This window comes from Corallococcus sp. M7, assembly GCF_054512695.1.
This window is the reverse complement of record NZ_CM137252.1, coordinates 2917312-2933950: the sequence shown is the minus strand read 5'-3', so window position 1 is coordinate 2933950 and position 16639 is coordinate 2917312. Positions and strand designations below refer to the sequence as shown.

17 protein-coding genes are annotated in these 16639 nt (G+C 71.0%); 6 read left to right on the top strand and 11 right to left on the bottom strand.

Annotation, left to right across the window (positions count from 1 at the left end; all coding sequences use genetic code 11):
- Positions 1-109 precede the first annotated feature (109 nt).
- On the top strand, positions 110-1288 hold the full coding sequence (gene omp85, locus ACX114_RS12170; protein ID WP_459297774.1) for an Omp85 family outer membrane protein: 1179 nt from the start codon (positions 110-112) through the stop codon (positions 1286-1288).
- Between the two features lie 31 nt (positions 1289-1319).
- Here omp85 and ACX114_RS12165 read toward each other — a convergent pair whose 3' ends face one another.
- The 5 genes from ACX114_RS12165 to fni all read right to left on the bottom strand — a co-directional run bounded on the left by ACX114_RS12165 (position 1320) and on the right by fni (position 6970).
- Positions 1320-2399 carry a mevalonate kinase family protein gene (locus ACX114_RS12165; RefSeq protein WP_459297772.1) on the bottom strand — a complete coding sequence of 360 codons (1080 nt, stop codon included), beginning with the start codon at positions 2397-2399 and terminating at the stop codon, positions 1320-1322.
- Between the two features lie 119 nt (positions 2400-2518).
- Positions 2519-3505 (bottom strand): diphosphomevalonate decarboxylase, encoded by a 987-nt coding sequence (gene mvaD / locus ACX114_RS12160; RefSeq protein WP_459297770.1) that lies wholly within the window; start codon positions 3503-3505, stop codon positions 2519-2521.
- Positions 3502-4452 (bottom strand): mevalonate kinase, encoded by a 951-nt coding sequence (gene mvk / locus ACX114_RS12155; RefSeq protein ID WP_459297768.1) that lies wholly within the window; start codon positions 4450-4452, stop codon positions 3502-3504. The genes mvaD and mvk overlap by 4 nt, the downstream gene beginning before the upstream one ends.
- A gap of 97 nt (positions 4453-4549) precedes the next feature.
- Positions 4550-5878 carry a hydroxymethylglutaryl-CoA reductase, degradative gene (locus ACX114_RS12150; protein WP_206798100.1) on the bottom strand — a complete coding sequence of 443 codons (1329 nt, stop codon included), beginning with the start codon at positions 5876-5878 and terminating at the stop codon, positions 4550-4552.
- 33 nt (positions 5879-5911) lie between these two features.
- A complete protein-coding gene (gene fni / locus ACX114_RS12145) occupies positions 5912-6970 on the bottom strand; it encodes a type 2 isopentenyl-diphosphate Delta-isomerase (protein WP_459297766.1) in 1059 nt (352 codons plus the stop codon).
- Positions 6971-7133: 163 nt separating this feature from the next.
- On the opposite strand from fni, the gene ACX114_RS12140 reads away from it, so the two are divergent.
- Entirely contained in the window at positions 7134-7541 is a 408-nt protein-coding gene (locus ACX114_RS12140) for a hypothetical protein (protein ID WP_459297764.1), read from the top strand.
- A gap of 163 nt (positions 7542-7704) precedes the next feature.
- A complete protein-coding gene (locus tag ACX114_RS12135) occupies positions 7705-8661 on the top strand; it encodes a zinc metalloprotease HtpX (protein WP_459297762.1) in 957 nt (318 codons plus the stop codon).
- Positions 8662-8676: 15 nt separating this feature from the next.
- Here ACX114_RS12135 and ACX114_RS12130 read toward each other — a convergent pair whose 3' ends face one another.
- Complete coding sequence (locus ACX114_RS12130) at positions 8677-9420, bottom strand: SDR family oxidoreductase (protein ID WP_459297760.1); 744 nt, start codon at positions 9418-9420, stop codon at positions 8677-8679.
- A gap of 108 nt (positions 9421-9528) precedes the next feature.
- Here ACX114_RS12130 and ACX114_RS12125 point away from each other — a divergent pair, with 108 nt between their 5' ends.
- Positions 9529-10455, top strand: coding sequence for an AraC family transcriptional regulator (locus tag ACX114_RS12125; RefSeq protein ID WP_459297758.1), 927 nt, complete (start codon positions 9529-9531; stop codon positions 10453-10455).
- Here ACX114_RS12125 and ACX114_RS12120 read toward each other — a convergent pair.
- The gene (locus tag ACX114_RS12120) at positions 10431-10835 is read right to left on the bottom strand and encodes a nuclear transport factor 2 family protein (protein WP_459297756.1); all 405 of its coding nucleotides are present in this window, start codon (positions 10833-10835) and stop codon (positions 10431-10433) included. The genes ACX114_RS12125 and ACX114_RS12120 overlap by 25 nt on opposite strands.
- A gap of 94 nt (positions 10836-10929) precedes the next feature.
- Here ACX114_RS12120 and ACX114_RS12115 point away from each other — a divergent pair, with 94 nt between their 5' ends.
- On the top strand, positions 10930-11424 hold the full coding sequence (locus ACX114_RS12115; RefSeq protein WP_459297754.1) for a MarR family winged helix-turn-helix transcriptional regulator: 495 nt from the start codon (positions 10930-10932) through the stop codon (positions 11422-11424).
- 7 nt (positions 11425-11431) lie between these two features.
- Here the strand turns inward: ACX114_RS12115 and ACX114_RS12110 are convergent, their stop codons facing one another.
- Positions 11432-12271: a 2-oxo acid dehydrogenase subunit E2 gene (locus ACX114_RS12110; RefSeq protein WP_459297752.1), complete on the bottom strand. Its 840-nt coding sequence runs from the start codon at positions 12269-12271 to the stop codon at positions 11432-11434.
- 178 nt (positions 12272-12449) lie between these two features.
- Between ACX114_RS12110 and ACX114_RS12105 the strand changes: the two genes are divergently transcribed.
- Complete coding sequence (locus ACX114_RS12105; protein ID WP_459297750.1) at positions 12450-13541, top strand: cell envelope biogenesis protein TolA; 1092 nt, start codon at positions 12450-12452, stop codon at positions 13539-13541.
- Positions 13542-13607: 66 nt separating this feature from the next.
- On the opposite strand, the gene ACX114_RS12100 is transcribed toward ACX114_RS12105, so the two are convergent.
- The 3 genes from ACX114_RS12100 to ACX114_RS12090 are packed head-to-tail and all read right to left on the bottom strand — an operon-like array spanning position 13608 to position 16585.
- The gene (locus tag ACX114_RS12100) at positions 13608-14099 is read right to left on the bottom strand and encodes a serine/threonine protein kinase (protein ID WP_120618180.1); all 492 of its coding nucleotides are present in this window, start codon (positions 14097-14099) and stop codon (positions 13608-13610) included.
- 11 nt (positions 14100-14110) lie between these two features.
- Positions 14111-15007, bottom strand: a complete 897-nt coding sequence (locus tag ACX114_RS12095) for a DUF2381 family protein (RefSeq protein ID WP_459297748.1) — start codon at positions 15005-15007, stop codon at positions 14111-14113.
- 60 nt (positions 15008-15067) lie between these two features.
- Positions 15068-16585: a Kelch repeat-containing protein gene (locus ACX114_RS12090; RefSeq protein ID WP_459297746.1), complete on the bottom strand. Its 1518-nt coding sequence runs from the start codon at positions 16583-16585 to the stop codon at positions 15068-15070.
- Positions 16586-16639: the final 54 nt, after the last annotated feature.

Here is a 16639-nt window from a genome sequence, read left to right as displayed (position 1 = left end):
GGACAGGAGCTTCCGGGGCCGCGTTGCTCTCTTGGAGAGCAGGCGGGCGGATGAGCTGGCTGTCCCGGGCTGGAATCGATGCGCCCCCTCGGGGCTTCACGGGGTTTCGATGCTGGCTCCAGTCGTCTTCCTCTTCTTCTTGCTGATGTCGCTGAGCGCCGTGGCCGCCGGCCGCTCGGCGCCCGGCCTCGCGCCGGTGAAGCGGACGCCGACGATGGACGGCATCGCGCTGCCGCTCCTCTCCTTCAGCTCGGATCAGGGCTTCGGCTACGGCGCTGTCGGCGGCATGTACCTCTATGGCGACGGCAGCAAGACGCCCTACGCGCATGCCCTGTCCGCGCAGGTGTTCTTCACCGCGCGCGGCGCCATGAATCATTACCTCCGTTACGACGGGCCGCAGTTGCTGGGGCCCCTGCGTCTGGAGGGACGGCTGGAGTACCGCCAGGAGAAGAGCAGCCCCTTCTTCGGCGCGGGCAACCTGTCCGCCCCGGACTTCCGGGGGGACGTGGACGACGAGCGCTACAACTACGACAAGGGCTCGCCGGGCCTCTGGGTGCGGCTGCGCGGGCGGCCCTTCGGTGAGAAGCACCCGTTCCAGTCGTACGTGGGCTACGGCTGGCGCTACACGCGCGTGTCACCCTACGAGACGTCCATCCTGGCGCAGGAGAAGCCCATCGGCATCGAGGGCGGGCCCAGTGGGCAGATTCTCGCGGGCGCGCTCTGGGACACCCGCGACGACGAGTCCGACCCCACGTCCGGCGGCGTGGAGGAGATCGCGCTGCGCGTGTCGGGCCTGGCCACCTTCAGCCGCTACCAGTACGCGGGCGTGACGCTGAGCGAGCGCCGCTACATCCGCATCACCCCGCGGCTCATCTTCGCGCAGCGGCTCACGCTGGACATGCTCTTCGGGGAGGTGCCGTTCTTCGAGTGGATGACCACGGGCGGCGTCAACGTGTCCGAGGGCATTGGCGGCATGAGCAGCGTGCGCGGCATCGAGCGCAACCGCTTCGCCGGCAACGTGAAGGCGTTCAGCAACTCCGAGTTGCGCTTCCAGGCGGCGCGGATGTCCTTCTTCGGGCAGCCGCTGGCGCTGGGCGCGGTGGTGTTCCTGGACCTGGGCCGCGTGTGGCATCCGGGAGTGACGGACGGCAAGTGGCATGAGTGGCACCCGGGCATCGGCGGCGGCCTGCGCTTCTCGCGCCGCGCGGCCGTGGTGCGCATGGACTACGCGCGCTCCACCGAGACGGGCCGTCAGCGCTTCTACATCACGTTCGGTCACATGTTCTAACGGCGGGCCCGGGCGCGCGCCGCGCGGAATTTCACGTGAGCGCGTCCACCCAGCCGCGAAGCCGCGCATCCGCCTGCGCTTCACCGCGCACGCCCTGCTCCACGTCGAGCGTCAGCGTGAGGAAGCCACGCGACTCCAAGCCCTCGCGCAGCGCTTCGCGCGCCTGGGCATCCGGGGCGAAGAGGATGCAGCCGTCACCGCCGCCCGCGCCGGAGAGCTTGCCCGCGCAGTGGTAGGACGCGGCGATGGCGAGCACGCGGCGCATGCCTTCGGTCTCCAGCGGGCCCAGCTCCAAGAGCAGCGCGTGCTGGGCCTTCACGGCTTCGGAGAAGGCGCGGAAGTCACCGCCGCCCAGGCCGTCCTCGATGGCGTGGCCCAACGCGTCCGAGCGCTCCACGTAGGCCTTGCGGCCTGCCTCCGCGAGGCGGGCCTCCACCTGGCCGATGAGCAGCTTCGTGGACGCGCTCTCGCCGGTGAAGGCGTAGAGCATGGACACGCGAGGCACGGGCATGCGCCAGAGATCCACCGGTGGGGACTCGGCGAGCGCGGCGTTGAAGCGGCCGGTGTTGGCGGCGTCCGCGAGCGCGGTGACGTCATAGCGCCGGTAGCGCACGGCACCGCCGGCGAAGCTCGTGGCCACGTCGCCGCCGCTGCCCTTGCCGCCCTGCCCCAGCGTGTGCGCGGTGAGGGCGAGCTTGAGGACGTCGAACTTCTCCTCCAGCACGAAGCGCGCGGCCTCCGCGGCGAGCACCGTCGCGGACGCGCTGCCGCCGATGCCCAGCTTGTGACCACCCGGGCCGAGCGCGCCCGGAGCCACCGCCACGTCGAAGCCCACGCTCGCGCGGCCATGCGCGCGCAGGGCTTCATCCAGCGTGCGGGCGACGAAGGAGAAGCCGGCGGGCACCTCGCGGTCCCACTTCACGCCTCGGGGCGTGGTGAGCCCCTGGAGCGTCCCCTCCTCCAGGCAGATGTGCACGCGAGAGTCCTGCCGCCTGCGCACATAGGCGGCCGTCCGGGGCGCAACGGCCGCGAGGCGCGACACGCCGCCCCACAGCACGGCGTACTCGCCGGAGATGAACAGCTTGCCTGGGGCGGAGAGCGCTCGGTCCATCCGTGTGTCACCTCTTCCACGCGCGGCGTGCCGTGCGCAGGCCCAGCGCATGCGTTGGAATCATTCCGCCAGGGAGTTCGCTGGAGCCTCACGGCCGCTCCAGCGTCATGCGCCGCTCGTCAGAACAGGTGCTCGGTGAGCAGCGTCGCGTCACCGCCGGGCACGCAGCGCACCACGTCCACGGCTCCGCAGGCTCGGGCCAGGGCTTCCGCCGCGACCTCGTGGGCCGCGTCCGTCAGCAGCACCGGGTTCGGACCCGCGTCGAGCGTGAACCACACCGGCACGCCCTTCTTGCGCTGCTCGCGCAGGTGCTGGATGAGCCCCAGCGTCGACGAGTTCAGGTAGCAGAGCGGCGGATCCGCCGCGAGCGAGGTGGAGTGCATGCGCCACGCGTTGCGCTCGCACAGCTCGCCCAGCGCCTCCAGGTCCTTCTTCGCGATGAGCTCCCGGGCGCGGGGGACTTCCGCCTCCGCGTCCTTCACCCAGGCCGGGTAGTAGGGGCTCGTCTCGACGGTGTTCTTCATCCCGTCCCGCGACTTCACCTCCTTCTCGCCGCGGTCGAGGATGGCCACCACCATGCGCAGGTCCGCCCAGTGGCCCGCGTCGAAGCGCTGCACGGCGTAGCTGTCCTCGCCGTCCTCGCGCTCACCGCGCATCCACTCGCAGAAGCCGCCCTGCACGCTGCGGCACGCGGAGCCGCTGCCCCGCCGCGCCAGGATGCTGGAGGCCCGCGTGTCCTGCGGCAGCCCCGCCGCCGCGCGCCCCGCCACCGCCAGCGCCGCGAAGCCCGCCGCGCTGCTGGCCAGACCCGCCGCCATGGGGAAGTCCCCGCGCGACACCACCTTCGCGGGGCCCAGGTCGCGCCCCGCCTGCACTCGCACCGCGTCCAGCAGGCGCAGCACGCGGTCGCGCTCGCTGCCCTTGGCCACGTGACCGTGCAACTCCACCGTGTCCGACGGCGCTCCGAATTCCACCGTCGTCGTCACGTGGATGGGGGCCAGCGTCAGCGACAGGCTGGACTGGTGCGGGAGGATGAGCGCGTCGTCGCGCTTTCCCCAGTACTTCACGAGCGCGATGTTGGGATGCGCCCGGACCGTTGCCTTCATGGAATGTCTCCCTGGACCCGAGGCCCCGCGAGCTGACTCGCGAAGCAGCGCACGCCGTCGCGCGTCAACCGCGCGACCACGGGCTCCGGTTCGGGGAAGAGGCCGATGACCGCGCCACCGTCACCTCCTGCCCCCGTGAATTTGGCCCCCAGCGCGCCCAGCGAGCGCAGCCGGAACACCATGTCCTCCAACGCTGGCGACGACAGCCCCAGCGCGTTCAGGAGGCCCTGGTTGACGTTCATCGCGTCCCCCAGCCCCTCCAGGTCGCCCGACTCCACCGCCTGCGCCGCCTCGGTGACGAGCCTCCCCACCTGGGCGAAGAGCCGCTTGTAGCGCTCCGGCCACCGCGCCTGCCGCTCGCGCAGCGCCCCCACCGTCAGCTTCGTGGGACTCCGCGCGCCCGCCAGCGCCACCACCACCGACACCGGCCGCGGACTCTTCAATGCGCGCGCGCGGCCCGTGACGCCCGCCGGCGACTGCACCCGCCGGTAGAGGATGAGCTTCTCCTCCGCGCTCGTGGTGTGGTCCACGCCGGACGGCGTGCCGTGGAACTCCTGCTCCATCTCCCACGCCAGCCGCGCCGTCGCCTTCGCCGTGGGCGCCTGCCCCGCCGCCTGTAGCAACACGCGCGACGTGGCCACCGCCAGCGCCGCGGAGCTGCCCAGCCCCGCGGACAGCGGCAGCTGCGGCTCCAGCGTGACCTTCACCCTGGGCTCGCCCACGAGCTTCGCCGCCCGCGCGAACGCCTTGCGCATCATCCGCTTCTGCGCCGCGTCCGCCGTCACCGGCACGTCCAGCACGCACGAGCGCGAAGGCCCACCGCGCGCCACCACGCCAATGCTCAGGGGACCCGCGATGGCCGGGTAGCCGTACACCACGCTGTGCTCGCCCAGCAGGATGACCTTGCCGGCACCGAAGGCGACCAGGGGATTCGTTGCGGAAGTCATGGCACCGGGCACACGCGAAGGGGGCGGGCGCCTTCATTCCGCGCACCGCCCTGCCCCGTCAAGCGCTCCCGCGTCGGGAAGCGCCCGGGGGCGGACGTCAGCCGTTGGTGAGGGTGGCGACGGCGGGCGTCTCCGGCGGCAGGTTCGCGAGGATCTCCCGCGCCTTCTCCACCTTCACGTGCCCGGCCTTCACCAGCAGGTTGGCCACCTTCTCCACGTCCCCGCCGCGCGCGCCCGCCGTGACGGCGACGCTGCGCGCGTGCATGGCCATGTGGCCCTTCTGGATGCCCACGGAGCCCAGGGCGCGGAGCGCCGCGAAGTTCTGCGCCAGGCCCACCGCCGCGAACACCATGGACAGCTCACGCACGCTGGTGGCGCGCATCAGCTTGAGCGCCACCTGCGCGCCCGGGTGGATCTTGATGGGGCCACCTACCAGGCCCAGCGCCAGCGGCAGCTCGATGCGGCCCACCAGGTGCCCCTCTTCCAGGTACCAGGTGGACAGCGGGCGGTACTGCCCCTTGCGGCAGGCGAACGCGTGCGCACCGGCCTCGATGGAGCGCCAGTCCTGCCCCGTGGCGATGGCCACCGCGTCGATGCCGTTCATCACGCCCTTGTTGTGCGTGGCGGCGCGGTACGGGTCGGCCTCGGCGAAGCGGCTCGCCTGGGCGATGCCCTCGGCGATGACCTCGCCCGGCAGGCCGAAGTCCGCCAGCAGCGGCAGCGGGATGCGGCACGTGGCGCGCGCGAGCCGCTTGTCCGCCAGGTTCGACAGGATGCGCAGGTAGACGCGGCCGCCGGTCAGCTGCTCGATGAGCGGCGCCACGCCCTCCGCCATGGTGTTGATGAGGTTCGCCCCCATCGCCTCCTGCGCGTCAATGAGCAGGTGGACGATGAGCAGCGGCTCGCCGCGCGGCCCCTCCGGCGCGGGCAACAGGCGCACCTCCACGTCCTTCGCGCCACCGCCGCGGGCCACCATGGCCGGGTGGAAGCTGTTCGCCAGGGCGAGGATTTCATCCTTCGCGTCCAGGATCTTCTCGGACGCGCGGCCGGGGTCACCGTAGTTGGAGACCTGCACCTGGCCGATCATCATCGACTCGTCGGCCTCCGCGTAGAAGCCGCCCGCCTCGCGGACGATCTTCGACGCGAACGACACCGCCGCCACGACGGAGGGCTCCTCCACCGCCATGGGCACCAGGTAGTCGCGCCCGTTGACGTTGAGGTTCAGGCCCAGGCCCAGCGGCAGGGAGAACGTGCCCACCGCGTTCTCGATCATCTGGTTGGCGATGGACAGGTCCAGGCCGTTCTCGCCGCGCAGCTGTTCCAGTTCCGCCTCGGTCAGCCGGAACATCTGGCCAATGCGCGCCAGGCGCTCCTCCAGGGGCAGCTTGTGGAATCCGGCGAGCCGGGACGTCACGGTGTCAGACATGTTCTTCCTTCCCAACCTGGGATCCACCCTGCATCACAACGCCGCCAACCAATCCTTCAACGCGCCGGTCACCACGCGAGGCCGCTGCCGCAGCTGGGCGACGGAGCGGCTGCCCGTCAGCACCAGCGCCTGGCGCAGGCCCGTGAGGATGACCTTCAGCGCCTCCTCCGCGGCCGGGAGCCCGCCCTGCTGCTGGGCCCGGAACAGCGGCAGCGCCATGCCCGCCAGGTCCGCGCCCAGCGCGAGCACCTTCGCGGACTCCAGCCCGCTGCGCACGCCGCCGCTGGCCACGAGCCGGACCTCCGGTCCCACTGCCTTGCGCACGCTGGCGATGGCCGCCGCGGTGGGGATGCCCCAGCCGCTGAACTCCGCCCCCACCTGCGCCTGCGAGCCCACCGCGCGAAGCTGCTCCACGCGCACCCACGACGTGCCGCCCAGCCCGGAGACGTCCACGTTGCGCACGCCCAGCTCCACCAGCCGCCGCGCCACGTCCGGACCGATGCCGCACCCGGTCTCCTTCACCAGCAGCCGGTCGCCCATCGCGCGCGCCAGCTCCTCCACCACGCGGTAGCCGCCGCGGAAGTCGCGGTCGCCTTCCGGCTGCGTCAGCTCCTGGCCCGCGTTGAGGTGCAGCGCCATGCCGTCCGCGCCAATGGCGTCCATCAACCGCCGCACGCCGTCCACGCCCAGGCCAATGGCCTGGTACAGCCCGATGTTGCCCAGGAGCGCCACCGTGGGCGCCACGTCGCGCACCGCGTACGACGCCGCGCGCGAGGGGTGCTCCGCCATGGCGCGCTGGCTGCCCACGCCGAACGCCAGACCGTGCCGCTCCGCGAGCAGCGCCAGGTCCCGGTTCACCGCGCCCGCGCGGTCCGTGCCACCCGTCATCCCGGTGATGAGCAGCGGCGCCTGGAGGCGCTTGCCCAAAAACGGCGTGGACAGGTCCACGTCCTCCACCGCCATCTCCGGCATGGCGCAGTGGATGAGGTGCACGTCCTCCAACAGCGTGGAGTTCTGTGCCGGTTCCACATCGCCGGTCGCGCACAGGTCGAGGTGGGCATCCTTCCGTCTGGCTGTCGTCTCGTCGCCCATGTCGCTGAAAGCCACCCGTGCTGTCGCTGCAAAAAACCTGTAAGCCTGGAAGGTCGTAAGGTTCCTACCAAGCGCCAGGGCCGAGGTGCAAGCCAAAGGGCCCCGGCGGTCACCCCCCGGGTGTGAATGGACGCAGTGGCTTCTGGACGGTATGAGCCACCGCGTGAGCGCGCCGGACAACAGGGTCGTCGTCTTCCTGCACAGTGGCGAATACGACCGGGTGCACCAGGGTCTTTCCATCGCGGCGGCGGCGACCGCGGCCGGACGGCGCGTGGAGGTGTACCTGTTCTGGTGGGCGCTGGAACGCTTCCTGATGGACAGGTTGGATGAACCGGACTTCGCCGGACGCGAGGACGTGGCGGACCGCTTCGAGGCGCGCGGCATGCCCACCGTGCGTGCGCTCCTCGAGCACGTGCGCGAGTCCGGGCTGGGCATGGTGGCGGGCTGCACGGGCTCGCTCGGTGCCCTGGGGAGCGAGTCGAAGGCGGGCGACAGTGGCATTGACGTCTGGCTCGGGTGGAGCGCCATCCTTCAGCGTACGGCGGGCGTGGCGGATCGTTTCTATCTTTAAGGCCGGCACTACCTTTGGGACGGGCGGCAGCCGGGGCCATGGGCCTCCGGGGTAGCCTGGACCCGTTACGTTGACGCCCCCTTGCTCCTGCTTACGTTTCGTGTGGCCCCCATGGCGGGGCGAAAGGCACGGAACGAGGAACATGGCGCAGCGTGACCCCCACATGACAACCCGAGGACCGGCCGCACCGGCGCTCAAGGGCGGCGGGTGGCACCGGCTGGGCAATGCATTGAAGACGACCGTGCTGCTGGCGGGCTTGACGGGCCTGGTGCTCGTCATCGGCCAGCGGCTGGGCGGCGCGCAGGGCCTGATGATGGCGGGCCTCTTCGCGGTGGTGATGAACTTCGGCTCGTACTGGTTCAGCGACCGCATCGCGCTGGCCATCCATGGCGCCCAGCCGCTGTCCTACGAGCAGGCGCCGTGGCTGCATGAGATGGTGGAGCGGCTGGCCGCGCGGGCGGGCATGCCGAAGCCGAAGGTCTACCTCCTCCCCACCGCGCAGCCGAACGCGTTCGCCACGGGCCGCAACCCGAGCCACGCGGCCGTCGCGGTGACGGCGGGCATCATGGACATCCTGGACCGGCGCGAGCTGGAGGGCGTGCTGGCGCACGAGATTGGCCACGTGCGCAACCGCGACACCCTCATCGGCACGGTGGCGGCGACGCTCGCGGGCATCATCAGCTACGCGGCGCAGATGCTCTTCTGGTTCGGCGGCAGCATGCTCAGCCGCGGCGACGACGACAGGGACGGTGGCGTGGCCGGAGCGCTGTCCAACCTGGGCCTGCTCTTGGTGGCGCCCATCGCGGCCACGCTGCTGCAGTTGGCGGTGAGCCGCTCGCGCGAGTACGGCGCGGACGCCACGGGCGCGGAGCTGTGCGGCGACCCGGATGCGCTGGCGAGCGCGCTGTTGAAGATGGAGCGAAGCGCGGAGGCCATGCCGTATGACCGGGCCCCCGCGACGTCGCACCTGTTCATCGTCAACCCGCTGCACCACGGCGGGGTGATGTCGCTGTTCTCCACGCACCCGCCCATCCCGGAGCGCGTGCGCCGGCTGCGCGAGATGAGCGCGCGGATGGGCCAGCGCGCCCGCGGCCGTGGCGGCTGGGAGTACGCGTACTAGCGGGCTCCCGGCGGTTCACGCCGACCGGGCCAGCGCCACCGCGTCTGGCCCGGCCGGGAAGCGGAGCGTCTCCGACGTGTCGTTCGCGGCATGCCAGATGGCCTCGGCCACGTCGGATTCGCGCGTCACCGCGGAGGGCTGTCCGAGCGAGGCGAAGATGCGCTGGGCGAAAGGCGCATACGCTTCGGGGAACAGCCCCTCCATCCGGGGGGTGCCGTTGCTCGTGAAGCGGGTGCTCGGGCAATAGCCCGGCTCGACGAGCTTCACGCGCAGGTTGAACTCCTGGAGCTCGAAGGCGAGCGACTCCGTGAACCCTTCGATGGCCACCTTGCTCGCGGTGTAGACGGCCACCAGCGGCATGGGGGCCAGCGTCGCGCTGGAGGTCACGTTCACGATGACACCCGACTTGCGTGCGCGAAGCCGTGGCAACACCGCCTGCGTCATCGCCATGACGCCGAAGACGTTGGTCTCGAACACCTCGCGCACCGTGGACATTGGCGTGGCCTCGAAGGCGCCCATGAGCCCCAGGCCCGCGTTGTTGACGAGCACGTCGATGGGCCCGCTCGCCTCCAGCGCGGCGGCGATGCTCTCCGGCTTCGTCACGTCGAGCGGCACCACGCGCAGCCGGTCCGAGGAAGGAAGGACGCCCTCCCGCGGCGTTCGCATGGTGGCGACCACGTTCCAGCCCTGGGCGTGGAAGTGGCGTGCCGTCTCGAGTCCATAACCGGAAGAGCACCCCGTGATGAGCACCGTCTTCATGCCGTCTCCTTTGCCGCGATTCGCGCGGCGTCGATGTTCTGAAGGTACCGGCGGCACCCAGGACGCTCCACCACGGGGAGTCCGTATTTCTTTTGCTATCGTCCGGCCATGACCGACCCCCTCTCGGAAGTCATCGCGCTGCTTCAGCCCAGGGCCATCTTCTCGAAGGGCATCAGCGGAGCGGGCGCATGGGGAGTGCGTTACTCGGACTTCGGTCAGCCCAGCTTCTGTGCCGTGCTCGAAGGGCGCTGCCGGTTGGCCGTCGACGGGCAGCCGGCCCTGACGTTGGAGGGGGGCGACTTCGTCCTGCTGCCGGCCACGCCAGGCTTCACCCTCTCCGGATTCGAGCCGGTGACGCCCGAACGTGTCGACCCCAAGGTGGCCCCTTCCCCCACCGGGGAGGTGCGTCACGGTCGGCGTGGCGGTCGCCCGGACGCGCGGCTGCTCGGGGGTTACTTCGTCTTCGACTCGCCGGACGCGGCCTTGATGGTGTCGCTGCTTCCGGTCCTGGTGCACGTGCGCGGCGTGGAGCGGCTCTCCACGCTGGTCCAGCTCGTCAGGGACGAGACGAGCGAACAGCGCTCGGGGCGCGAGCTCGTGCTGACGCGGCTCGTGGAGTTGCTGCTCATCGAAGCGCTGCGCTCAACGCCGAGCGGCGACACACCTCCGGGGCTCCTGCGCGGACTGGCGGACGCGCGGCTCGCGCCCGCGATCCGGCAGATGCACCGCTACCTCACGCGTCCGTGGACCGTGGCTCAGCTCGCGAAGAGCGCGGCGCTCTCGCGCTCGGTGTTCTTCGAGCGCTTCACGCGCACCGTGGGCCTGCCTCCCATGGAGTACCTGCTGGACTGGCGGATGGCCGTCGCGAGGGGACTGCTTCGCGGCCAGGAGCTCTCCATCACGGAGGTGGCCGAGCGCGTGGGCTACAGCTCGGCGAGCACCTTCACCGCGGCATTCAGCAAGCGCGTGGGCCAGCCCCCCGGACGCTTCGCGCGTGGGAGCGGACGCGGTCAGAAGGGCTGGAAGCAATCGTAATTGCGCTGGGAGATGATGCGGCCGTCGCGGAAGGTGAAGAACATGCCAAGTGACGCCCGCATCGTCCCACCCGCGGGCAGGTTCCCCAGGGGCACCCGCAGCGTCGCGCTCCACTCCGCCTCCATGGCGACGGTGTCCCCATCGCAGAGCGCGGACTTCACCTCGTAGCGCTGGGCCGACACGGCCTTCTGGCCCCGCTCGGCGGAGGTCAGCAGCGCCGCCAGGTCGCGCGTCGCCCCCTGGACCGTCAGGCGGTTCGGGTACTCGTGCTGGCGCACCTCCGGGTGGAAGAAGGCGGCGAGCGCCTCTCCCGTCGCCCCTGCTTCCAGGGCCTGGAGGTAGCGCCGGGTGAACTCCAGGTTCGGCGAGGACTGGGACATGGCGGGCTCCTGGACCGGGTCCCGGGAGGAATTCCACAACCCCGGTTTCACAACCGTGATTGCACAACTGTGGTTGTGAATGCAAGACGGGGGCATGGCACGTCGAGCGCGCGGGGGCAGTCTGGAGCTGGAGGCGTTGGACCTGGGACATCTGGCCCTCTTCGTGGGCATGCGGGTGAACGCGCTGGTGCTGGAGCAGGTGCACGCGGCGGGCTTCCCGGGACTCCGGCAGGGGCATGGCTACGTGGTGCAGCACCTGCTGGAGGCGCCGCGCACCATCAGCGGGCTGGCGGAGCGCCTGGGCGTGACGCAGCAGGCGGCGTCCAAGACGGTCGCGGAGCTGCGGACACTCGGTATCGTGGAGGCGGCGCCTTCCGACGACGCGCGGACCCGGCGGATCCGCCTGTCCGAGCGGGGACATGCCGCCGTGGACACGACGCGGGCCCTGCGGGCGGAGCTTGAGACCCGCTTCCGCCGCGCGCAGGGGGCGCAGGTGATTGACGAGACGCGCCGGGTGCTCGCGGCGGTGCTGGAGTCACTGGGCGGCGCGGAGACGGTGCGGCGGCGGCGCGTGCGCGAGCCCCGCTGACGGCGGGCTATTCCGATGACAAATCCGGGAGCGGGCCGAAGGACGCCTCCGGGTGCTCCAGCATCTCGCGCAGCGTGCTGGCGATGACGCCCGCGTGGTAGCCGTCGAGGAAGCGGTGGTCGAAGGACGCGTTGATGTTCATCACGTGTCCGGGCACCACCCTGCCCTCCTCCACCACCGCCACCTGCCGCACCGCTCCGGGCGCGAGGAAGATGGGCACGCGGGTGAAGGGCGCCAGCGGCAGGTACGCCGTCTCCAGCCCCAGCTCGCCCACGTCCACCACCACCGCGGCACCGAATGGATCCCTTGGCAGGCCCAGCCAAGATGGATCCAGGTTCAACGTGTACGCGAGGAACGACACGAGCCCGGTGAAGCGGTGCAGGAGCAGGTGTGGCACGCGCTCGAGCAGGCTCCGGCCCTGCTCCACCCGGGCGTCCCGTCCCTCGCGCACGCGCGCCGCGGTGGACTCCACCTCCAGCGCCAGCTCGTGCACGGACTTCTTGTCCACGTCCTCGATGCGCACGGGCGTGAGGCCGCGCTGATCAGCCCCCGGGAGCACCGCGCACACGGTGATCCGCTGACGCAGGTAGATGCGCTGGTAGCGCAGCAGCGCGTTGGCGTCCGGACAGCGGCGCAGCGCTTCGCCCATGGCCTTGAGGACCAGATGGGTCGCGGTGAGCCGCACGCCGGTGCGCTGGTGGAAGGCCTCCAGCCAGGCGAGCGCGGCGTCCATGCGCACCGTCAGTGTTCCGTAGACCGTGGGGTCATACGCGGTCGCCCAGCTGCCGATGGCGAGCTTGCGGAAGCTCGACACGTCCCGCTTCGGCTTCAGCTCCAGGTGCGCCATGGGACGCGAGCGTGCCCCAGGTCGGCGCTGACGGGGGAGCCGGAATGCAGGCGGACGCCGCGACCCGGCCAGCGCGGCGGGTGGGGCCCGCCGGGTTGCCTGCCAGTGAAGCCTTGACGCGCCATGTCCCAGCGGTAGGCTGCCCCGCTTTTTGCATCTTCCTGTGGAGGTCGTTCCCTTGCTGGTTGCACTCATCCTTGTATCGATCGGGTTCGCCGTGACGCTCGGTCTGCTGCTCTTCGGAGACAAGAGCGGCGCTGGTGCCAACGCGGGCCGTCCCTCGCTCTCTTCGTCCACCTCCGCGCCGTCGTTCCGGGGCGAGCTGGAGTCCGAGAGCAAGGCGCGCGCGAAGGCGGAATCGGAGGTCCAGCGCAAGCAGAAGGAGCTGGACGAGCAGCGCGCGCAGCTCCAGGAGGTCAAGGAGCAGCTCAAGCAGACCAAGCGGAAGCTCTTCGAGCAGAAGGAAGGCGAGAAGGGCTCGAACGACCTGGTGAAGGCCCGCGCCGAGGTGGAGCGCAACGCCAGCATCCAGCTGGAGCAGACCCGCGCGGAGCTGGCGCAGGCCCTGACGGAGAACGCCCGGCTGCGCGCGGAGACCGAGTCGCGCAATGGCCCCCGCCGCCGTGAGGCCGCCGCCCCCGCGCAGACGACCGCTCCCGCCGCCGTCCCCGCCGCCGCTGTTGCTCCGGCCGCGGCGCCCGCGGATCAGATCGCCGCGCCCGCGAGCGAGCCCGTGGTGAACGCGGCGGTCGCCGTGACGCCCGTGCCTGTGGCCCCTGCGGAGCCCGTGCGCCGCTACCGCGAGCTGAACGACGCGGACCGCGAGAAGATGAACCGCCTGGAGCAGGCGGCGAACAAGGACCGCGCTCGCGCCGCGGAGCTGGAGAAGGAAGTCCGCCGGCTCAAGGGCCGCGCCGACACGCACGCGCGCATCCTGGCGGTGACGAAGTCCGAGGCCGACCTGGGCAAGGACAAGTACAAGGCGCTGGAGAAGCGCCTCAACCGCACGCTGCTGGAGCGCGACCTGCTTCGCCGGGCCATCAAGGACCTGGAGAAGAAGACGGGCATGCTCGCGGACCGCACGGAGCTGACGCCGGACGAGGTCGCCGCCAGCGACCAGCGCAGCGACGAGCAGGCCCGCGCCCGCGCCGAAGCGGAGGCCCGCGCCGCCGCCGCGGCCACGCCCACGGAGGCCCCGGCCGCCGCCGAGCCGGCGTCCACCCCCGAGGGCGAGGCGAAGCCTTCCGAGGCTCCGCCGTCCAACGCCTGAGCCGCTTTCCGGCGTGAAGCACAGAGGCCCCGCGGTCCCCTCTTTGGGACGCGGGGCCTTCGTGTTTCAGCGGTAGGACTCGACGATGTCGACGCCCGCCGAGGAGAACTCCAGGATGGCCGTCCCTGGCTTGGAGTCGGGGCGCTTCCGCAGCTGTCCCTTGGAGAGCCGCGCCACGGCGCAGATGGGGATCTTGTCGCCGTCGGGTGGATGCGCCTCGTAGTACCGGACCACCACCTGGGGGCCTCCGGTCCACACCCGTCCATAGAGGCGGGTGGTCGTTTCAAGAGGTCCGAGGCTGGAGATCAGCATGCTCTCCACGGGGCCGTCGTAGAGCGTGATGGGGCTGACGTCGTCCTGGTTGATGTCGAGCGTGACATTCGCTCCGTCACCCACGCGCAGGCGGAGGATCCGCATCGTATTCAGTGCGTCCTCGGGGCAGTCCTCGGGCTTGGGCGTCCCGTCCGAATGAAGCCCCACGCCCCCTCGGGTCGTGGTGCAGCCCAGCGACAGGGCCAGCACGAGGGCAACCGGGGACCACTTGCGCGGTGCGTTCATGTCGCGTCGATCTACTCCCGGATGAAACGCTGTTCCAGGACGAGGTAGGCCTGGGACAGGCCGTCGGACCGGAACAACTCCAGCGCCAGTTGCTCCAGCCCCTGTGGCGACTGGAAGGCGCTGTCGTCAGCGACCACGGCGATGCGGCCCACGGCGCCCGGAGCAATCTCCTCCTTCTGCATGCGCAGCGCGAACGCACGGGAAGCCCCGCCAGACACCGTGGACAACCGGGCCTCCATCATCCGCCACGGCTTCTTCGCGTCGCGGTTGGTCAGGGTGAACAACACCGCCATCTTCGGAAGCGTCTTGCTGGAGAGCACCTCCACCAGGATGTCCGCTCCCTCTTCCTTGAGGCGCCAACCCTGGCGACGGATGAAGGGCGTGTGCTTTAGGTTCCCCTGGGCCAGGAGCGTCGCCAGCGCGTGATCCGCGGACTGCTCTTCCTCCCGCAGACGATGATTCTCCGCCTCCAGGGTGCGCTGCTGTTTGAGCGAGTCCATCAGCGTCGAGTACATGGCGTCATGGCCACGCGGGTCCTCGAACACGTTCACCTGCTGATCCACCGCGTTCCGCCCTCCCTCCTCCGCGGGCTTGAGCACGAATGGCACCTGCTTGCCGTTCGCGAGCGTCACCAACAAGGGAACGCCTTCGTCCTCCCCCAGGTCCTGGAGAGGCTCCACGACCACCTTGCGTCCGCCCGCGAGAAGCGGTTCGAACCGGCCCTCCCACGCCAGCATGCGGGTCCGCGCCGGATCCACGGGCGTCTCGAAACGGAGGACCGTGGTCACCTTCCCCTTCACGTAGAGGGTGGGCGCAGAGTCCGACGGGTGCTCCGACAGCAGCACCGTGCGGATCGCCGGTCCCTCCTGTTCACGCGCGATGGTCTCAGTGGCCGTCAGGAGCAGCACCAGGGCCAGGGCAAACCGGACAGGTAGACAGTCCCTCATGGAACCTGGACCGTAGCATCTTCAGTCGCGCGGGGGCGGCATCACCACCAGGGCTTCGGTGTTGGGGCGGCTCTCTCCGGTGCTGTCGTCCACGCCGCCCACCACGAGCACGGAGCCGTCCGGCAGCGCGGAGCACGTGTGCCAGACACGCGGCTGCGGCATCAGCGTCAGGCCCAGCACCGTGGGCTGCGCGCCCGCGTGCGGGGTGATCAGCTCCGCCCACGGCACTGCGTACGTCGTGCCGAAGCCGGTGCCCCGCCCGCCCAGCGCCACGATGCGGCCGTCCTTCAGCGTCACCGCGCACAGGTTGCTCCGGGGCATCAGCGCGGGGCCTTCACGCACGGCGATCACACCGTCCAGGAACTCGGAGGAGCCCACGGGCCGCGCGCCCTGCACTGGATCCGCGCCGTCGAACCCGCCCATGACCAGGAGCTCTGGAGACTCGTCCGCGCGGCCCAACATCGCCACGGCGGCCCCCTGCCTGCCGACGCGGAGATCCGTCCCTGCCGCCAGGAACCAGAGGGAACCGTTCTGGAACCTGAAGGCCGACACGTCCGTATCGGCCTTTTTCATGGAATCAACGCCCCCCACGACCTGGATGTTCATCCCGTCCGGCCTCACCGCCAGCGCAACGTCCGTGCGGTGGATCGACCTGCCGGAAGACACGAAGAGCCCCGTGGTCGCGTCGAAGCCCTCCATGTCGCTCACCGTGCTGCCGTCCGCCGCGCGTCCGCTCACCAGCACCACGTGTCCTTCCGCATCCACCGCCGCCGCATGCTGGTAGCGCGCCAGATTGAGCTTGAGCTCATCCACCGCGCCCGTCGTCACGTCCACGAGGCGCGCCGTGGACTGCAACGACATGGGGGCGAAGGACTCCGCGCCGCCCGCCACGAACACGCGGCCATCCGGCAGCAGCGATGCCGTGTGGAAGGCCCTCGCGCCCACGGCCGGCCCGACGCTGAACGTGCCGTCCGCCGGATTGAAGACCTCCGAGGTTCCCGACACGGGCCGCGTGCCATTCGGCTGGGGCAGGTAACCACCGGTGATCAACACCCTGCCATCCGGAAGCGTCGTGGCCGTGTGCGCCGCGCGCGCTTCGGCCGGCAACGAGCAGGTCCTCGGGTCCGACGCCAGGTTCACCGGCACGAACTCCCCCAGCCGCCGCAGGAACATCCGCACCTGGGGCGCCTGCCCCTCCGCCACGTCGAACGGCGTGCTGCGCCCCAGCGACACCAGCTGTCCGCCCTGGTCCGGCGCCCCCACGTAGGCCCGCACCTCCAGCACCCGCGCATTGCCGGGCGGCAGGGCCGGCACGTCCTCGGGGGCCCACTCCACCGTCGATACCCGCTCGCGGGGCGTGTCGAGCCCCGGCCCCGTCACGCGGAAGCGCAGGTGCGTCACCCCGGCCAGGGGCTGGGTGCCAGCGCAGGAGGCCGTGAGCAGGTCCAGGGAGGGGCGGACCTCCTTCTCCCCGCAGGCAGGGGTGAGGGACACCAGGGCGGCGGCGAGGAGCGTGGAGCGGACGAAGCGCGGAGCCATGCGGCGAACGCTACCAGCCCCCCTCCCCGGAGGGGTGGAGTCCAGACGGCCGGA